The sequence below is a fragment of the Methylobacillus sp. genome (assembly GCF_036844465.1).
In the GTDB taxonomy this organism is placed as follows: Bacteria; Pseudomonadota; Gammaproteobacteria; order Burkholderiales; family Methylophilaceae; genus Methylobacillus.
The window spans coordinates 140,487-156,643 of sequence record NZ_DAIUFW010000003.1; the positions used below are offsets into that span (position 1 = coordinate 140,487).

Here is a 16,157-nt window from a genome sequence, read left to right on the forward strand (position 1 = left end):
AGTAACCGAACAAGTAACCGAACAAGTAACCGAACAAGTAACCGAACAAGTAACCGAACAAGTAACCCGCTTGTTGTCCACTTTGAGCACAAGGGCCATGGGCACCAAAGATTTACTCAAGCAACTTGAGCTGAGCCATCGCCCAACGCTTATCCAGAATTACTTGCAGCCTGCTTTGGCACAAGGCCTGATCGAAATGACCCAGCCTGATTCGCCGCGCAGCCCCACGCAAAAATACCGTTTAACCGAGCAAGGCAGGCAAGCGCTTGCCGATAAGGATCAGTACTGAATGAATGCGTCTTCCATTGTTTCCAGAGTCTGGAGTTTCTGCACCACCCTGCGTGATGACGGCGTGGGCTATGGCGACTATTTGGAGCAGCTCACTTACCTGATCTTTTTGAAGATGGCGGACGAATACGGCAAACCACCCTACAACCGCGATATGGGCATTCCGGCGCGCTATTCGTGGCAGGCGCTGAAAAACACCAAGGGCGCCGCGTTGGAAGTCTTGTATGTGGAAATGCTGCGCGAGCTGGGCAAGCAACGCGGGATGTTGGGGCAAATTTTCACCAAGGCGCAGAACAAGATTCAAGACCCGGCCAAGCTGTACCGGCTGATCGACATGATCGACAGCACGGGCTGGCTGGTGATGGGCGCGGATGTGAAGGGCGACATCTACGAAGGTTTACTGGAAAAGAACGCCGAGGACACCAAATCCGGCGCGGGGCAATATTTTACGCCCCGCGCCTTGATTCGGGCGATGGTGGAATGCGTGCGCCCGCAACCAGGAAAGACCATTGCCGACCCGGCCTGCGGTACGGGTGGTTTCTTCCTTGCTGCATATGACTTTCTTGCGGTGCAGCCGCTGGATAAGGAACAAAAAGCGTTCCTTAAGCACCACACCTTTTATGGTAACGAGATTGTCGCCAACACCCGCCGCCTGTGCTTGATGAACATGTTCCTGCACAATATCGGCGAGATGGACGGCGACAGCCTGATTTCTCCCAACGATGCGCTGATTTCCCCCAGCCCGGTGAGCGTGGATTATGTTCTGGCCAATCCGCCATTCGGCAAAAAAAGCGCCATGAGCTTCACCAACGAGGACGGTGAGCAAGAAAGCGACGACTTAACTTACAATCGGCAGGATTTTTGGGCCACCACATCCAACAAACAACTTAACTTTGTGCAGCACATTCGCAGCATGTTAAAAACCACTGGCAAGGCTGCCGTGGTAGTACCGGACAACGTGCTGTTTGAAGGCGGTGCGGGCGAGATCATTCGCCAAAAACTGTTGGACAATACTCGGCTGCACACCATCCTGCGTTTGCCCACCGGCATTTTTTACGCACAAGGCGTCAAGGCCAATGTGCTGTTTTTCGACAACCAGCCCGCCAGCCCGGAGCCTTGGACGAAAGAAGTCTGGTACTACGACTACCGCACCAACATTCACCACACATTGAAGAAAAAACCACTACGCTTCGAGGATTTGGCAGAGTTCATTCAGTGCTACAACCCGCAAAACCCTGCCGACCGCGTCGAGACTTGGCACGCAGAGAACAACTCCGAAGGGCGCTGGCGCAAGTACAGCTATGAAGACTTGATCGCCCGCGACAAGACCAGTCTTGATCTGTTCTGGCTTAAAGATAAAAGCCTTACTGATTTGGACAACCTGCCGGAGCCGGATGAGTTGGCAGAAGCCATTATCGAAAATCTAGAGGCTGGCTTGAACAGCTTTCGGAAAGTACTCAGCGGGCTTGCTGCAAAATAGCGCCAACTCACCTGATACATACTTGCACGTGAGTAAAAAGCGGCCACAAAGGCCGCTTTTTAGTGTGCTCACAGTTTGATGCCTATCTGCTCCTTCGCTTGGGCGCGGCAGGAATATCCGACGCCTGGCGCACGCGACGGCGCTGAGGTGGCTTTGTTGTCCGGGAGCTTGCTGGCCTGGCTGTACTTTCACGGCGTGCTGGGTCTTCACTGGCCTGCCTGCCTTCCCCGCGTCGGTTTCTGCTATTCCTGCGGCTTTCCGGCGTTTGCTGGACGAACTCCTCGCGCATGGCTTCTTCCCGCGTCTTGGTCACGCGGTGCGGGCCGCGGGCTTCCAGTCTGGTTTCAGGGTCGAAGCGGGATTTTCTGGCCTTGGGCGTGAAGGTTTTGCCGAGGTTTTCCTTTTCTCTGGCAGAAAGTTGTCGTGGCGGGCCTTTCGGCAACTCCAGTTCGGCCCATTCCATCAGGCCAGTAATTTCTTTAGGGCTCAGATGCATCATCTGGCCACGCTTGAGGCGCGGCGGCAGGCTGACGGGGCCGAAGCGTACACGAATGAGGCGGCTCACGGGCTTCTGGAAGGCTTCGAACAGGCGGCGCACTTCGCGGTTGCGGCCTTCGCGCAGGATGACTTCATACCAATGATTAGCACCCTCGCCGCCTTGCGGCCTGATGCTATCGAAATTGGCGGGACCGTCGTCCAGCTCAATGCCATAGGTCAGTTGCGCCATTTCGCCTTCGGTCAGCTCGCCGAAGATGCGCACGGCATATTCGCGCTCGACCTCATAGCGCGGATGCATGAAGCGGTTGGCAAGCTCGCCCGAAGTGGTGAAGATGAGCAGGCCGGAGGTATTCATATCCAGGCGGCCAATGGCAATCCACTTGCCGTTGCGGATGCGCGGCAGCTTCTCAAACACGGTGGCGCGTTTTTCCGGATCGTCCTGGCTGACGATTTCGCCTTCCGGCTTGTGGTAGAGCAGCACCTGCGGCAGTTCGGGTTCGAAAGGCAAACGCAGCGGACGGCTATCCAGCCGGACGACATCGCTAGGCACGACGCTTGCGCCAACTTCAGCAGTCTTGCCATTGATGGTAATGCGCCCGCTGGCAATCAGGGTTTCCATTTCGCGGCGCGACCCCAGCCCAGCCAGCGCCAATAGCTTGTGCAACCGTTGCGGCACGGCATTGGGATCAGCTGCTATAGGCTGGCTGGGACGGGAAAGACGGGGATTGCGTGGTTGTTGCTTGAACTGACGTGCCATGAGGTCGACCTTGAGGATATTGCGCGTATTATAAGCCAGAGCATGGCTATTCCGCCGGCCTGATTCAGATTAGTTATCGAGCGGGATTTCCTGCTGCACGAAATGCTGCATGGGCGGCAACTCGGACAAGGAGCGCAAGCCGAGATCATCGAGGAAGGTTTTGGTCGTGGCATAAAGCGAAGGCCGTCCCGGCACATCACGCTGGCCGACCACGTCGATCCAGTTGCGCTCGATGAACTGGCGCATGATATTGGGGTTGACCGCGACACCGCGGATTTCCTCGATATCGCCGCGCGTCACCGGTTGGCGATAGGCAATGATCGCCAGCGTTTCCAGCGCAGCGCGGGAATAGCGCACTGGCCGCTCGGGGTTGAGTCTGGCGATGAACGGTACCAGATCAGTGCGCGCCTGGAAGCGCCAGCCGCTCGCCACCTGCATCAGTTCCATACTGCGACCCTGCCACTCCTGGCGCAACTCGTCCAGCAACATGCGCAAGGTGGCACGCTCCATGCGGCCTTCAAACGGGCGCAACAGCATATCCAGCGACAGAGGTTCTCCAGCCGTCAGCAGCACAGCCTCAAGCACCTGCTTCATTTCATTGATATTTTGCGCTGCGCTCATAGCTTAGTTGACGCTCGTCAGCGGCATATCTGCCGCCTGTAGATAAATCGGGCTGAACGGCTCCTGTTGTGTGATGCGCACCAGCCCTTCGCGTGCCAGCTCGAGGATTGCCAGGAAATACACCACCAGCTTGGGCAGGCCATCCTGTGCCACGTCAAACAGCGCGGTAAATTCCACTAAGGTATCCTGCTGCAGGCGGCGCAACACCAGGCTCATGTGCTCACGCACCGAAAGCTCCGCACGTCCCACCTGATGATGCTGAAAATGGCTCGCGCGCTTGAGTACGGATTGCCAGGCCGCCATCAGCTCATCAAAGCCGACTTCGGGCCAGTTCGTTTCGGCGATTTGCTCATAATAGGCGCGCGCCACATGAATATCCCGGCCAGATTGCGGCAAGGCGTCCAGCCGCTCCGCTGCCAGCTTGATCGCCTCGTATTCCATCAGGCGTCGTACAAGTTCGGCACGCGGGTCCTCCTCCTGCTCGATCGCCTCTGGCCGTGGCAGCAGCATGCGCGACTTGATCTCGATCAGCATCGCGGACATCAACAGGTATTCCGCCGCCAGTTCCAGCCTGTGCTCACGCATTTTCTCGACGTATTCCATGTACTGGATCGTCAATTGCGCCATGGGAATATCGAGGATGTCGAGATTGTGCTTGCGGATCAGGTACAGCAACAGATCCAGCGGGCCCTCGAAGGCTTCGAGATAGACTTCGAGCGCGTCCGGGGGAATGTAAAGATCCTGCGGAATGCTATCGAGCTGCTCGCCGTAAATACGGACGTCAAATGCGAGCTGGGTCGCCATTATCTGACCGCTAATGTAGAAGATGCATCCATCATGCCCCTATCCAACGACACATCCATCACCGCTCAACCAAACAATCCGGCAAACATGCTCAGCAGCAGCACGATGAACGGCATCATAATCTTGGACAGGATGCCAGTGAACATCAGCACCAGCAGGATTATGAAACCGTAACGCTCGATCTGGGCAAATTTGTACGCCATATGGTTGGGCATCAGGCTGACCGCAATACGACCGCCGTCCAGCGGCGGCAACGGCAGCAGGTTGAGCACCATCAACACCACATTCACCAGGATGCCTGCCTGGCCCATGAGGCTGAGCGGCATGGCGAAATCGCCAGTCATCGTGGTAGAGAACTTGTAGACCATGGCCCAGAAAATCGCCATGAGGAAATTGGATGCAGGCCCGGCGGCAGCCACCCAGCGCATATCCCGCTTGGGGTTGCGTAGCCGCGAATAATCCACGGGCACGGGCTTGGCCCAGCCGAACAGGAAACCAGTACCGGAGAACACCAGCAGTGCAGGCACCAATATCGTCCCGATGGGGTCGATATGTTTGACCGGGTTGAGCGTGATACGGCCCAGGCTTTCCGCCGTGGTATCGCCAAAATAGCGGGCAATATAGCCGTGTGCGGCTTCATGCACGGTGATAGCAAAGATCACCGGCAAGGCATAAATGGCGATTTTCTGGATCAGGGTCAATTCCATCATCATGCTTCCAATCCGAACGGTGCAGGGTCACCAGCTCCCAGGCGGACCAAGCTTGGCGTTTCCCCCGTCAGGTCAATGACCGTCGTGGGTTCAAGCACGCAAGCTCCCGCATCAATCACCAGCTCCAGCTGATGCTCCAGTTGATCGCGGATTTCCCAACCCTCATTCAGCGGCATTTCATCGCCGGGCAATTGCAGGGTCATGCTCAGCATAGGCTCGTCCAGCGCTTCGAGCAGCGCCTGGGTGACAATGCGCTCCGGTACACGCAAGCCTATGGTGCTGCGCTTGGGATGCTGCAAACGGCGCGGCACCTCACGCGTCGCCTTGAGAATGAAGGTATATTGCCCCGGCGTGTTGGCCTTCAACAACCTGAACTGGCTGTTGTCCACCTGGGCATAGGTGGCAAGCTCGGCCAGGTTGCGGCAGACCAGCGTGAAATGTCGGTTTTCATCCACGCCGCGAATAGCGCGGATACGGTCCTGCGCATCCTTGTTGCCGATCAGGCAGCCCAATGCATAGCTGGAATCCGTGGGATAAGCGATCACGCCGCCATCGCGCAGGATGGCCACCGCCTGACTAACGAGGCGAGTTTGCGGGTTTTCAGGGTGGATTACGAAATATTGCGCCAAATTGCTCTACCTTAAATTGTTTAGTGATTGAGTTTCAGGCCAGTCCTGCCAGACCGGAATGCAGCCGCGCGGCAAATCGGGCAAACGCCCCATTTCAAGATAACCGCCTGGGCCGTGGTAATCCGAACCCATGGAAGCCTTGAAGCCGAACATATGCGCCAGCTTGGCATATTCCTGAAACTGGTCAGTGGTATGGCTGCCGGTCACTACCTCGATTGCCGTACCGCCGAGATTACGGAATTCTTCCAGCAACAACAGCATATTGGTACGCCCGATGTCATAGCGTCCCGGATGGGCCAGCACCGCCACGCCGCCACTGCCGGCAATCCAGGTAATCGCCTCCTCCAACGTAGCCCAGTGATGCTCGAAATAACCGGGCTTGCCTTTCACCAGATAACGCTTGAACAGGCTTTTAAAATTAGAGGCGTATCCCTGCTCGATCAGGTAGCGCGCGAAATGCGCGCGACTGATGATACCCTGGCTGGCATGCGCGTAAGCGCCTTCCAGGCTGCCTGCAATGCCGAATTTCTCCAGACTGGCGGCGATGCCTTGTGCCCGCACATGCCTCCCTGCGCGGATTTTTTCAAGCCCATCACGTAGCGGCGCATGGTCAGGATCGATACGCAGCCCTACTACATGGATGGTGCGCCTGCGCCAGGTCACGGAAATTTCCACGCCATTGACCAGCTGCATGCCATGTTCCGCCGCCACCTTGGCGGCTATTGCCAGCCCTGCCGTATCATCATGATCTGTCAGGGATAATACCTTGACACCCTGCGCGGCAGCATGTTCCACCAACGCCTGCGGCATGAGCAGGCCGTCAGAAACCGTGGAGTGGCTGTGAAGGTCGATAGGGGATGGCATGGAAATGGACAGGGGTACGGCTTGTTAGTCTTGACGAATCATAGCAAAATACCGCATTAACTTAAAATTCAACCTCCATGCACCTGAGTGCGCAGCTTGCGGACAATACATGAAGTTTCTCTACGACTTATTCCCGGTTATCCTGTTTTTCATCGTCTTCAAGCTATTTGGTATTTATGAAGCCACTGCTGTAGCCATTGCCGCCACCATCGCCCAGATCGCCTGGGCCAAGATCAGAACCGGCAAGGTGGACGGTACTCTGATCATGAGCGGCGTGATCATCGTGATCTTCGGCGGCGCCACGCTCTGGCTGCACGATGAAAGTTTCATCAAGTGGAAACCCACCATTCTCTACTGGCTGTTCACCATCGGGCTGCTGGGCAGCCAATGGCTGTTCAAGCGCAACCTGATCCGCAAACTCATGGAAAAGCAGATTGCCATGCCCGATCCGATATGGAGCCGCCTCAACCTGGCCTGGGCCATGTTCTTCCTGTTTCTCGGCTTCCTGAATCTTTATGTCGCATTCAATTTCTCCACCGATCTTTGGGTGGATTTCAAGCTGTTTGGCACCATGGGATTGATGTTTCTATTTGTCATTGCGCAAACCCTGCTGCTCAACAAGCACATGACCGAACAGAAACAGGATGAAGAATAATGTGGTACGCCATTATTGCCGAAGATAGCCCCAACAGCCTGGAAAAACGCATGGCTGCCCGGCCGGCCCACCTTGAGCGCCTGCAGGCCATGCAGGATGCTGGCCGCCTACTGCTGGCAGGCCCGTTCCCGGCCATCGACAGCACAGACCCCGGCCCGGCTGGCTATACAGGCAGCCTGATCATCGCCGAGTTTGACAGCCTGGAGGCAGCGCAGGCCTGGGCCAATGACGATCCTTTCGTGAACGCCGGTGTCTATTCCGCTGTCACAGTGAAACCGTTTCGCAAGACCTTGCCAGCCTAACACCGCACACGACATGACTTTGATAGAAGAAATCCGCAGCAGACTCTCCGCTCTGGAGCCAATCCAGCTGGACATCCGCGATGATAGCGCCCTACATCAGGGGCATGCTGGCAACAGCGGCGGCGGGCATTTCTTCCTGACCATTGTCAGCGCGCAGTTTTCCGGCAAATCGCCGGTCATGCGGCACCGTCAGGTTTATGCAATACTGGGCGACCTGATTCCACAAAGAATACACGCCCTCAGCATCCAGGCCTTTGCGGCAGATGAACATCAACCTGCCACAAATCACTAAATATATAACAACACTTTTTCACCGTACTTCATTTAACTAGTCAAGGAATTTTCATGAAACTTACCACCAGCGCCCTGATCGCTGCGCTTGCCTTCAGTGTTCTGCCACCCGCCATGGCTGCCGACAACAGCGTCGCCACCGTCAACGGCAAGCCCATTAAGCAATCCTTGTACGACTATATCGCCAAGGAGGCTTCTTCCCGTGGCCAGGCTGTCGATGACAATGTCAAGAATGTCATCATCAACAAGCTGATCGGCAGCGAACTGATCTACCAGGAAGCGCAGCGCACCGGCCTGGACAAGCAACCTGACTACATCGCCAAGGAAGACCTGACCCGCCGCGAGCTGCTGGTCAACACCTTCCTGCAGGATTACATTAAGAAGCATCCAGTCAGCGAAGCCGATACCAAGCTGGCCTACGAGAAATACAAGCAGGAACTGGGCGACAAGGAATACAACGCCCGTCATATCCTGGTAGCGACAGAAGCCGAAGCCAAGGACATCATTGCGCAATTGGGCAAGGGTGGTGATTTCGCCAAGATCGCCAAGGAAAAATCCAAGGATCCAGGCTCACAAGAAAAAGGCGGCGAGCTGGGCTGGTTCTCTCCGGCTGGCATGGTCAAACCCTTCAGCGACGCAGTCGCCAAGCTGCAAAAGGGCAAATACACCACCGCTCCGGTACAAACGCAGTTCGGCTGGCATGTCATCAAGCTGGAAGATAGCCGCTCCACCCAGGCGCCATCCTATGATGACGTCAAAGATGCCCTGCAAAAGCAATTGCAACAGCGTCACCTGGAAAAACTCCTGACCGACCTGCGCAGCAAGGCCAAGATTGAGGCTCCTGGCGTCACGATCGCCAAGTAATCATCCGGTCCGCAAACCGGCAAGCCCGCCCCGCGGCGGGCTTTTTTCATATTGAAACTGACCTATATCGAGCCTGATTCCAATGAAGCCACATGCCATCCACTATGACGTGCGTTTCAATACTCCGCAAAGCCATTTGTTCGAACTGGAGTGCCATATCGCCCGCCCCAACGCCGAAGGACAGCGCCTGTCGCTGCCTGCCTGGCTGCCGGGCAGCTATCTGGTGCGGGATTTCGCCCGACATATCGTCAGCATCGAGGCCAGCAGCAAGGGCAAACCCATCCAGTTGCGCAAACTGGACAAGCACACCTGGCTGGCCGCGCCCTGCAAATCCGCATTGGTAGTCCGCTACCAGGTATATGCCTACGACCTATCGGTACGCACCGCCTACCTGGACCACACCCGCGCCTATTTCAACGGCAGCAGCCTGTTTCTGCAGGTGGCAGGTCAGGAGGAAAATGCTTGCAGCATCGCCATCCATCATCCCGGCAAGATTGCTGCTGGCTGGCAGGTAGCCACCACGCTGCCGGCATGTGGCACCGACAAACACGGTTTTGGCCTTTATGAAGCAAACAACTACCAATCTCTGATCGACTACCCTGTCGAAATAGGCACGCTGGCGATTGCGGAATTCAAGGCCATGGGCGTGCCTCACCGATTGATCGTGTCCGGCAGGCATCATGCCGACCTCAAGGCCATCAGCCGCGATCTCAAAAAAGTCTGCGAGCACCATATCCGCTTTTTCGGCGCTGCGCCGTTCCAGCGCTATGATTTTCTGCTCTATGCCGCTGCCGACAACCAGTATGGCGGCCTGGAACATTGTGACTCCACCAGCCTGATCTGCCCGCGCAGCTGGCTGCCGGTCAAGCATGAAAAGCATGACCAACAGCAATATCAGGATTTCCTTGGGCTATGCAGCCATGAATATTTTCACGCCTGGCACGTCAAGCGCATCCGCCCCAGCGTCTTCGCCAACCCGGACCTGGGCCGCGAGGCCTACACTCGCCTGCTCTGGGTGTTCGAAGGCTTCACCGCCTATTACGATACTCTGGCGCTGGCACGCAGCGGGCTCATGAGCGAGCAGGAATACCTGGCTGCCTTGAGCAAGGATATCAACCGCCTCCTGCGCACGCCGGGGCGCAAGGTGCAGCCGCTGGAAGAATCCAGCTTCGATGCCTGGATCAAGCTGTACAAGCCTGACGAAAATACCCCCAACAGCCAGATCAGCTACTACCTCAAGGGCTCGCTGGTCGCGCTGGCCATCGACCTCAGCCTGCGAGTCAAGGGCCGGTCACTGGACGAAGTCATGCTGGCCCTGTGGCGGCGCTACAACGACGGCGTATTGGCCGATGAGGGCAGCATGCAGACGCTGATCGAGGAAACCTGCGGCGACAAACTCGCCGCCATGTTCCGCGATTGCGTGCAAGGTTGCGAAGACCCGCCGTTGGAAAAGCTGTTGTCCAAATTCGGCATCAGCTTCGACTCGCCGCCAATCGGCGATGTCGACCTGTCGCGTGAGTGGCTGGGCCTGCAATTCGCCAATGATGACACCCGCATCAGCCACGTCTACACCGGCAGCGCCGCTGAAGAAGCAGGATTGGCAGCAGGCGATGTATTGATCGCTCATAACAACCTCAAGGCCAGCATCAAGAGCATTAAACAGCAGCTCAAGCGGGGAAATCAGCGCCTGCACCTGCATTTCTTCCGGCGCGATGAACTCATGACGGCCAGCATCAAGCCACGCCCGCATGGTCTCGCGAACGTCTCGCTTGCCCTCAGTGAAAAACGTAAGCCGGAACAGGATCAATTACGCCGGGCCTGGCTCTCGATAAATTGATAAAATAATAAATCGCATTTGTATTCACCATGTATAGGTAATCCCATCATGTCTATCGCCCTGCCTCTCCCCTCACTTCGCGCATTCGCACTGGGGAGCCTTATCTGGCTGGCCGGCCTCCATTCCGCCTTCGCCGTCACCAATGAAGAAAAAGCCCAGACTGCGATACACATGCTGGATTACGTCAGCGTGGATTACCCTGAATTTGTGCAAAACGGCGAAGTGCTCAACCCTGACGAATACGAAGAACAACTTGAGTTCGCTACCCAGTCCGCCAACCTGATCGGGGAATTGCCCGCCGTTGCCCAGCAGGCAGAATTGTTGAAACAAGCTGCGCAATTGCGCGAGCAGATATTAGCGAAAACCGAGGGCGAAACCGTTTCGACGACTGCCAATACCCTGCGCCTGGCCGTTATCCAGGCTTACAAGGTGACAGTCGCTCCCAAAGATGTGCCAGACCTCAACCGGGGCGCGCAATTGTTTGGCGAGACCTGCGCCGCCTGCCACGGCACCACCGGGCGTGGCGATGGCCCGCTGGCACAGGGTTTGGAGCCGGAACCGAGCAATTTCCACAGCCAGGACCGCATGCGCATGCGCAGCATTTATGGCCTGTACAACACCATCACCCTGGGGGTGAACGGCACAGCCATGCAGCCCTATACGCAACTGTCAGAAGCTGATCGCTGGAACCTAGCATTCTATCTATCCGCATTGCGCCTGACCGATGAACAAAAGACCGCAGGCGCGCAGGCATGGCAAGCAGGACAAGGCAAAACCGCGCTGGGCTCCATAAAAAAGCTGGTGATGCAAACACCAGCCGAGCTTGAACAGGCTGGCCTCGCCAACGTGCATGCCTATCTCACCGCTCACCCTGACGCCTTGCAGTTACTGGCGGGCAACCCGCTCAATATCACCCGCAACCGCCTGGCAGCCACATTGGATGCCTATCGCGCTGGGGATTACGGCAATGCGCGCCAGCATGCCATCAGTGCCTACCTCGAAGGCTTCGAGCTGATCGAGAACGGCCTGGATAATATCGACAAACCCCTGCGCCTCAATATCGAGCGCCACATGATGGACTTGCGCACGGCGATCGCCAACAAGGTCAGCACTGAAGATATCGCCGCCCATATCGGGCAAATCAACCACCTTCTGGATGAAGCCGACGACAAACTGGGCACCAGCAGCCTCACCGGCACCACAGCCTTTGTCAGCTCCCTCCTGATCCTGCTGCGCGAAGGGCTGGAAGCCATCCTGATCCTGGCTGCGCTGAGCGCTTTCATCAGCAAGACCGGCCGCCGCGATGCCCTGCCCTATTTCCACCTGGGCTGGATTTTCGCTGTCATCCTGGGCTGCGCTACCTGGTTCGTGGCAAGCTACATGCTCACCATTTCTGGCACCAGCCGTGAAATGACGGAAGGCATTACTGCGCTGATTGCCGCCGGCATGCTGCTCTATATCGGCTACTGGCTGCACAGCAAATCCCATGCGCAGGCCTGGCAGCAATTCATCAATACCCATGTCACTGCCGCCCTCAACAAACGCACCTGGTGGGCGATTGCCGGGGTTTCCTTCCTGGCGGTCTATCGTGAGCTGTTCGAAGTCGTCCTGTTCTACCAGGCGCTATGGGTACAAGCAGGCGAAGAAGGCCAGGGTGCGGTTATTGGCGGCATCATCGCAGCCGCCATCCTGCTCGCCATCATCGCCTGGGTAATCCTGAAATACGGCATGCGCCTGCCGCTGGGCAAATTCTTTTCCTCCACTGCCGCCCTGCTTGCATTGCTGGCCGTGATTTTTGCCGGCAATGGCATCAAGGCCTTGCAGGAAGCCGGCGTGGTCGACGCTGACCGCATCAACTTCATCAGCGTACCACTGCTGGGCATCCATCCCAGCGTGCAAACCCTGACCGCCCAGGCAATCACGATCGTGCTGATCGCCGCCTGCATGCTGTGGAGCCGAGATCAGCAAAAGCAGCGGCATTAGCCCCGGCCAGTCGGGGTTCGCCACGCCCATCTGAACCAACCTCGACCAGTCGCCAGTATGATAGTTTTGTACTATCCTCTCGTCTTTTGCCACAAGTCGATCGGCCCATGCCCAACAACATCAGCGAAAGCGCAATCCTGACAATCAAGGAAGACGCCGAGTACCTGACTGCTCGGCAGTTTCCTCGCAACGAGCATTACGCCGTATTGTTATGTTCTTACATGCGGCGCACTACAAGCGAGTACGCCCTACGCTTGCCTCGCCATGTCTTGCGGATGACACATACCATGAAAAGGTATAGCGTTTAATCCAATCGACATCAACCTGCTCTGTACGTAAACTATCATGTTTGAGTCGCAACTTATCACGCACCATCTCCAACAACCTGGACGCTTTTTCTGTGGTGTCATTATGTGAAAAATTAGGGTGTGTTTTAATATTTAAAAATAATGAAAACAATTACTTACAAAACAATAACCAGTTTATACACCCAAAAGGTGCATTTCTTGTGTATTTTTAGGGTGTCTACTACTAGTTAGGCGTCAAGGAGAGAAACCATGTCGTGGCTCTTTACCAAGTATTTCATTACAGCCGCAGTTGTTGTGCTTGTATCTGAATTGGCAAAGCGCAGTGACAAATTAGGCGGTTTAGTGGCGGCGCTGCCACTGGTTACAATTCTCACGCTAATTTGGTTATACGTTGAAAACCAACCAACATCCAAAATTGCCAATCATGCGTGGTATACATTTTGGTATGTTGTTCCAACGCTTCCTATGTTTCTTGTGTTTCCAATAATGTTACCGCGCTACGGTTTTTGGCCTAGTTTGTTAGCGTGTGTGTTTATCACGGTTTGCAGCTTTGCTTTGTTTGCGGTAATTGTTCGTCGCTTTGGCATAGAGTTACTCTAGCAATGCCGCCTAACAAGTCGCTCAAGGTTCGTTCCTCGCTGCGCTTCGTCACGGACAGCCCCAATCGGCGCATGCTTCGCATTTTATGCGCCGCTTGTGTCTGCCCCTTAGCTCTGCGTTATGCGTCTAGGAGACAAATGTATGACACCTGAAAGAAGAGCAATTCTCGCAACGTACTCGGGATGGACAGCCTTGTCCGCACTACGATCAGGAGCGCCTTTAAAAAGTCGGGAAGATATATATCCACTCATTGCTCAGATAGATTTCAGTCCGATTCTCGACACGACAAAAGGGCCAATCACGAAGGAATCGTTCGAGCAGTGGCACAAGGGCGCGCTTGATAAGTTGGTGTCGGCCACCCCGAAACTTAAAGATCAGTATGGTTGGGCCGCGAAAATCATCAACGTTTACCTGAAGACATATTGTTATGTGGGTGAGGGTGGCAGGGAGGGTATTAGAAGCGTTCTTCACCCGCCAATTGATTCAGGTCTGTGGAGCGGTGTGGGCCGCAAATTTAAGAACAAGAACAAGATTTTGGCTGACTCTCATATAGTCACCAAAATCAAAGACATCTCCACTCATGCCAAGTATCTGCAGATAATCAAAGGCCTTAAAGCTGCAAGCGATGAGCTTGGCTGCACACTCATAGAAATCGAGCAACTATGGGAGGGTGCGGGAGACGCATAACAATTCGCTGCAGGCACGACGGCCCTGACGGGCCGCGGCCTGAGCTCAAACGTTAGGCACCTTCTCGACACTGCATGGAATCAACATGAATAGATGGAACATTCCTCAAGCCCTAGAAAATGAAATAATTTCTAGAGATAAAAATTGCGTTTATTGCGGTGTCAAGTTCGGGATTTGTGGCACAAGAAAATCAAAGGAATCTTGGGAACACATAGTCAACGATGAAAGAATAATCACACGGGAAAATATTGCCTTATGCTGCATGTCATGCAATTCAAGCAAAGGTGCAAAACTTCTCGAAGATTGGTTAAATTCAAAATACTGTGTGAAACGCAACATCACAAAAGATTCAGTTGCAGAAGTTATTAAAAATGCGTTAAAAAATCCACCAAAGCTAGAAACAAAATGTGCCTAACCCTTCAATCAAGCAGGGACGGCCAAAAGCAAGCTTTTGGCTCCCCTCGCCTGCGGCTCGGCGCCCCTTATTTCAAACGTTAGCCGGAAGGAGAAACGTTCGTGGACAAGTGGGATATCTACCTGCAAGAAGCTAAGATACAGGCAGAGTTCGCAAAGAGAACCTATCTTGCGTTCCGCGAAGCTGAGAAAGAGTCCTTAGTGTTCGACGTCTTCTTTCATCTCCACCATTTTCTCGTGCATGCAACGAACATTGACCGCATCCTCGACACCAAACCAGGAAGCGAACGACACACGATTTTAACAGGTCACATAGACTTGTCAGATATCGACCTCAAGCCGTTCCGGCGGTTGAGAAACCATCTTGAGCACTTTGATGAACGGCTGGATCGGTGGGTGCGTGATTTCGAAGGTCACGCTTTCTTCGACATGAACATCGTAACTGGTGCGAAGGGATTTCCTGAGAAAGCCTTTCTCCGGGCGCTCGACGGCAACACATTCAAGTTTCATGGCGAGTCTTACAACATGGTGGATCTCTATGATGCGGTGTTGGAGATCGACCGCCGGCTAACAACAGCTTAAACTCGGACCGGCTTTTCCGCTGGCGCTCCAAAGCCGGCCGGTTAAGCTGAGCGTTAGGAAACTAAGGAGATCTTCGTGCTTTTGGCATCGCTCAGTCTATCTTCACTGAGTTCAGTCCATTTTTACTGAGGAAAACTCCAGCGCATTACCATCAGGGTCACGGCAGAACAAGGCCGCGCGGCCAGACATGCTCATGGTGTAAGGCACGCCAGCCTCGTCAAAGGCTTGTTTGATCTGCATCACGTCATCCACGGCAAAAGCCACATGATAGTCACGTCCGCCATGGGCAGGCAGCTCGGCTTCCGCATAGGGATTGGGCACCACCATCAGGTGCAGTTGATTGATGCCAATGTCATACCAAATCCCTTCAAAGTTCAGCGGTGGGCGCTTGTTGCTTGGCACCAGTCCCAGCAGTCCTTCATAAAAGGCACGGGACCGCGCAATATCCGCCACGATAATCCCGGTATGCAGCATCTGGTTGATCTTGATCATTTTTTACCTTTATGCAACTTATTGGTCAAATTGAACAAAACTGCAGTCACAATCCTATCCTGCAAGAGAAGGTACGACGCAGCCCGCCCTATTGAGGGCAACACCACTCGCCAACGCCAGCCCCGACTAGATAGCGGATTCGTCAGTTTCGCCTGTACGGATGCGGATAATTTGCTCAACAGGCGTGATGAAAATCTTGCCGTCGCCGATCTTGCCGGTACGCGCAGCTTTGATAATGGATTCCACTGCTGAATCCACCATGTCATCACTGACCACCAGCTCCACCTTGATCTTGGGCAGAAAATCCACTACATATTCTGCGCCGCGATAAAGTTCGGTATGCCCCTTCTGGCGGCCAAAACCCTTCACCTCGGTCACGGTCAGGCCGTTCGCGCCAAGCTCGGACAAGGCCTCACGCACTTCATCAAGTTTGAATGGTTTGATGACTGCTTCGATTTTCTTCATCTCGCGTTCCTTCTCTTTAAAATTGT

20 protein-coding genes are annotated in these 16,157 nt (G+C 55.0%); 12 read left to right on the forward strand and 8 right to left on the reverse strand.

Annotated features, from left to right (window positions below; all coding sequences use genetic code 11):
• The coding region (locus V7Z75_RS05025) for a Fic family protein (protein ID WP_334107527.1) at window positions 1–289 on the forward strand (289 nt) is incomplete at its 5' end.
• Window positions 290–1,768, forward strand: a complete 1,479-nt coding sequence (locus V7Z75_RS05030; RefSeq protein ID WP_334107528.1) for a class I SAM-dependent DNA methyltransferase — start codon at window positions 290–292, stop codon at window positions 1,766–1,768.
• A gap of 82 nt (window positions 1,769–1,850) precedes the next feature.
• On the opposite strand, the gene V7Z75_RS05035 is transcribed toward V7Z75_RS05030, so the two are convergent.
• The 6 genes from V7Z75_RS05035 to V7Z75_RS05060 all read right to left on the reverse strand — a co-directional run bounded on the left by V7Z75_RS05035 (window position 1,851) and on the right by V7Z75_RS05060 (window position 6,651).
• Window positions 1,851–3,023 (reverse strand): pseudouridine synthase, encoded by a 1,173-nt coding sequence (locus tag V7Z75_RS05035; protein WP_334107529.1) that lies wholly within the window; start codon window positions 3,021–3,023, stop codon window positions 1,851–1,853.
• A gap of 69 nt (window positions 3,024–3,092) precedes the next feature.
• Window positions 3,093–3,644 (reverse strand): SMC-Scp complex subunit ScpB, encoded by a 552-nt coding sequence (gene scpB / locus V7Z75_RS05040; protein ID WP_334107530.1) that lies wholly within the window; start codon window positions 3,642–3,644, stop codon window positions 3,093–3,095.
• 3 nt (window positions 3,645–3,647) lie between these two features.
• Window positions 3,648–4,448, reverse strand: coding sequence for a segregation and condensation protein A (locus V7Z75_RS05045; RefSeq protein ID WP_334107531.1), 801 nt, complete (start codon window positions 4,446–4,448; stop codon window positions 3,648–3,650).
• A 65-nt stretch (window positions 4,449–4,513) separates the two neighbouring features.
• A complete protein-coding gene (locus V7Z75_RS05050) occupies window positions 4,514–5,155 on the reverse strand; it encodes a site-2 protease family protein (protein WP_334107780.1) in 642 nt (213 codons plus the stop codon).
• Between the two features lie 2 nt (window positions 5,156–5,157).
• Entirely contained in the window at window positions 5,158–5,787 is a 630-nt protein-coding gene (locus V7Z75_RS05055) for an L-threonylcarbamoyladenylate synthase (protein WP_334107532.1), read from the reverse strand.
• A gap of 6 nt (window positions 5,788–5,793) precedes the next feature.
• Window positions 5,794–6,651, reverse strand: a complete 858-nt coding sequence (locus V7Z75_RS05060; RefSeq protein WP_334107533.1) for a 3',5'-nucleoside bisphosphate phosphatase — start codon at window positions 6,649–6,651, stop codon at window positions 5,794–5,796.
• Between the two features lie 109 nt (window positions 6,652–6,760).
• On the opposite strand from V7Z75_RS05060, the gene V7Z75_RS05065 reads away from it, so the two are divergent.
• The 10 genes from V7Z75_RS05065 (at window position 6,761) to V7Z75_RS05110 (ending at window position 15,174) form a co-directional block, all read left to right on the forward strand.
• A complete protein-coding gene (locus V7Z75_RS05065) occupies window positions 6,761–7,306 on the forward strand; it encodes a septation protein A (RefSeq protein WP_334107534.1) in 546 nt (181 codons plus the stop codon).
• The gene (locus tag V7Z75_RS05070; RefSeq protein ID WP_334107535.1) at window positions 7,306–7,608 is read left to right on the forward strand and encodes a YciI family protein; all 303 of its coding nucleotides are present in this window, start codon (window positions 7,306–7,308) and stop codon (window positions 7,606–7,608) included. The genes V7Z75_RS05065 and V7Z75_RS05070 overlap by 1 nt, the downstream gene beginning before the upstream one ends.
• Window positions 7,609–7,621: 13 nt before the next feature.
• Window positions 7,622–7,900, forward strand: a complete 279-nt coding sequence (locus V7Z75_RS05075) for a BolA family protein (protein ID WP_334107536.1) — start codon at window positions 7,622–7,624, stop codon at window positions 7,898–7,900.
• Window positions 7,901–7,953: 53 nt separating this feature from the next.
• Window positions 7,954–8,763 carry a peptidylprolyl isomerase gene (locus tag V7Z75_RS05080; RefSeq protein WP_334107537.1) on the forward strand — a complete coding sequence of 270 codons (810 nt, stop codon included), beginning with the start codon at window positions 7,954–7,956 and terminating at the stop codon, window positions 8,761–8,763.
• 82 nt (window positions 8,764–8,845) lie between these two features.
• Complete coding sequence (locus V7Z75_RS05085) at window positions 8,846–10,600, forward strand: M61 family metallopeptidase (RefSeq protein ID WP_334107538.1); 1,755 nt, start codon at window positions 8,846–8,848, stop codon at window positions 10,598–10,600.
• A gap of 48 nt (window positions 10,601–10,648) precedes the next feature.
• Window positions 10,649–12,583 (forward strand): cytochrome c/FTR1 family iron permease, encoded by a 1,935-nt coding sequence (locus tag V7Z75_RS05090; protein ID WP_334107539.1) that lies wholly within the window; start codon window positions 10,649–10,651, stop codon window positions 12,581–12,583.
• A gap of 557 nt (window positions 12,584–13,140) precedes the next feature.
• Window positions 13,141–13,491 (forward strand): DUF3147 family protein, encoded by a 351-nt coding sequence (locus tag V7Z75_RS05095; RefSeq protein WP_334107540.1) that lies wholly within the window; start codon window positions 13,141–13,143, stop codon window positions 13,489–13,491.
• 141 nt (window positions 13,492–13,632) lie between these two features.
• The gene (locus V7Z75_RS05100; protein WP_334107541.1) at window positions 13,633–14,178 is read left to right on the forward strand and encodes a hypothetical protein; all 546 of its coding nucleotides are present in this window, start codon (window positions 13,633–13,635) and stop codon (window positions 14,176–14,178) included.
• 85 nt (window positions 14,179–14,263) lie between these two features.
• The gene (locus V7Z75_RS05105; protein ID WP_334107542.1) at window positions 14,264–14,593 is read left to right on the forward strand and encodes a hypothetical protein; all 330 of its coding nucleotides are present in this window, start codon (window positions 14,264–14,266) and stop codon (window positions 14,591–14,593) included.
• Between the two features lie 101 nt (window positions 14,594–14,694).
• Complete coding sequence (locus V7Z75_RS05110; RefSeq protein WP_334107543.1) at window positions 14,695–15,174, forward strand: hypothetical protein; 480 nt, start codon at window positions 14,695–14,697, stop codon at window positions 15,172–15,174.
• Between the two features lie 111 nt (window positions 15,175–15,285).
• On the opposite strand, the gene V7Z75_RS05115 is transcribed toward V7Z75_RS05110, so the two are convergent.
• On the reverse strand, window positions 15,286–15,666 hold the full coding sequence (locus tag V7Z75_RS05115) for a VOC family protein (RefSeq protein WP_334107544.1): 381 nt from the start codon (window positions 15,664–15,666) through the stop codon (window positions 15,286–15,288).
• Window positions 15,667–15,792: 126 nt separating this feature from the next.
• Window positions 15,793–16,131, reverse strand: coding sequence for a P-II family nitrogen regulator (locus V7Z75_RS05120; RefSeq protein ID WP_334107545.1), 339 nt, complete (start codon window positions 16,129–16,131; stop codon window positions 15,793–15,795).
• Window positions 16,132–16,157 lie beyond the last annotated feature (26 nt).

Excerpts from the sequence above, each read along its gene's own strand:
- V7Z75_RS05085 (WP_334107538.1), top strand. The coding sequence starts at position 8,846 with ATGAAGCCACATGCCATCCACTATGACGTGCGTTTCAATACTCCGCAA.
- V7Z75_RS05030 (WP_334107528.1), top strand. The coding sequence starts at position 290 with ATGAATGCGTCTTCCATTGTTTCCAGAGTCTGGAGTTTCTGCACCACC.
- V7Z75_RS05035 (WP_334107529.1), bottom strand. The coding sequence starts at position 3,023 with ATGGCACGTCAGTTCAAGCAACAACCACGCAATCCCCGTCTTTCCCGT.
- V7Z75_RS05080 (WP_334107537.1), top strand. The coding sequence starts at position 7,954 with ATGAAACTTACCACCAGCGCCCTGATCGCTGCGCTTGCCTTCAGTGTT.
- V7Z75_RS05075 (WP_334107536.1), top strand. The coding sequence starts at position 7,622 with ATGACTTTGATAGAAGAAATCCGCAGCAGACTCTCCGCTCTGGAGCCA.
- V7Z75_RS05065 (WP_334107534.1), top strand. The coding sequence starts at position 6,761 with ATGAAGTTTCTCTACGACTTATTCCCGGTTATCCTGTTTTTCATCGTC.
- V7Z75_RS05070 (WP_334107535.1), top strand. The coding sequence starts at position 7,306 with ATGTGGTACGCCATTATTGCCGAAGATAGCCCCAACAGCCTGGAAAAA.
- V7Z75_RS05120 (WP_334107545.1), bottom strand. The coding sequence starts at position 16,131 with ATGAAGAAAATCGAAGCAGTCATCAAACCATTCAAACTTGATGAAGTG.
- V7Z75_RS05115 (WP_334107544.1), bottom strand. The coding sequence starts at position 15,666 with ATGATCAAGATCAACCAGATGCTGCATACCGGGATTATCGTGGCGGAT.
- V7Z75_RS05045 (WP_334107531.1), bottom strand. The coding sequence starts at position 4,448 with ATGGCGACCCAGCTCGCATTTGACGTCCGTATTTACGGCGAGCAGCTC.
- V7Z75_RS05060 (WP_334107533.1), bottom strand. The coding sequence starts at position 6,651 with ATGCCATCCCCTATCGACCTTCACAGCCACTCCACGGTTTCTGACGGC.
- scpB (WP_334107530.1), bottom strand. The coding sequence starts at position 3,644 with ATGAGCGCAGCGCAAAATATCAATGAAATGAAGCAGGTGCTTGAGGCT.
- V7Z75_RS05090 (WP_334107539.1), top strand. The coding sequence starts at position 10,649 with ATGTCTATCGCCCTGCCTCTCCCCTCACTTCGCGCATTCGCACTGGGG.
- V7Z75_RS05100 (WP_334107541.1), top strand. The coding sequence starts at position 13,633 with ATGACACCTGAAAGAAGAGCAATTCTCGCAACGTACTCGGGATGGACA.
- V7Z75_RS05095 (WP_334107540.1), top strand. The coding sequence starts at position 13,141 with ATGTCGTGGCTCTTTACCAAGTATTTCATTACAGCCGCAGTTGTTGTG.
- V7Z75_RS05105 (WP_334107542.1), top strand. The coding sequence starts at position 14,264 with ATGAATAGATGGAACATTCCTCAAGCCCTAGAAAATGAAATAATTTCT.
- V7Z75_RS05050 (WP_334107780.1), bottom strand. The coding sequence starts at position 5,155 with ATGGAATTGACCCTGATCCAGAAAATCGCCATTTATGCCTTGCCGGTG.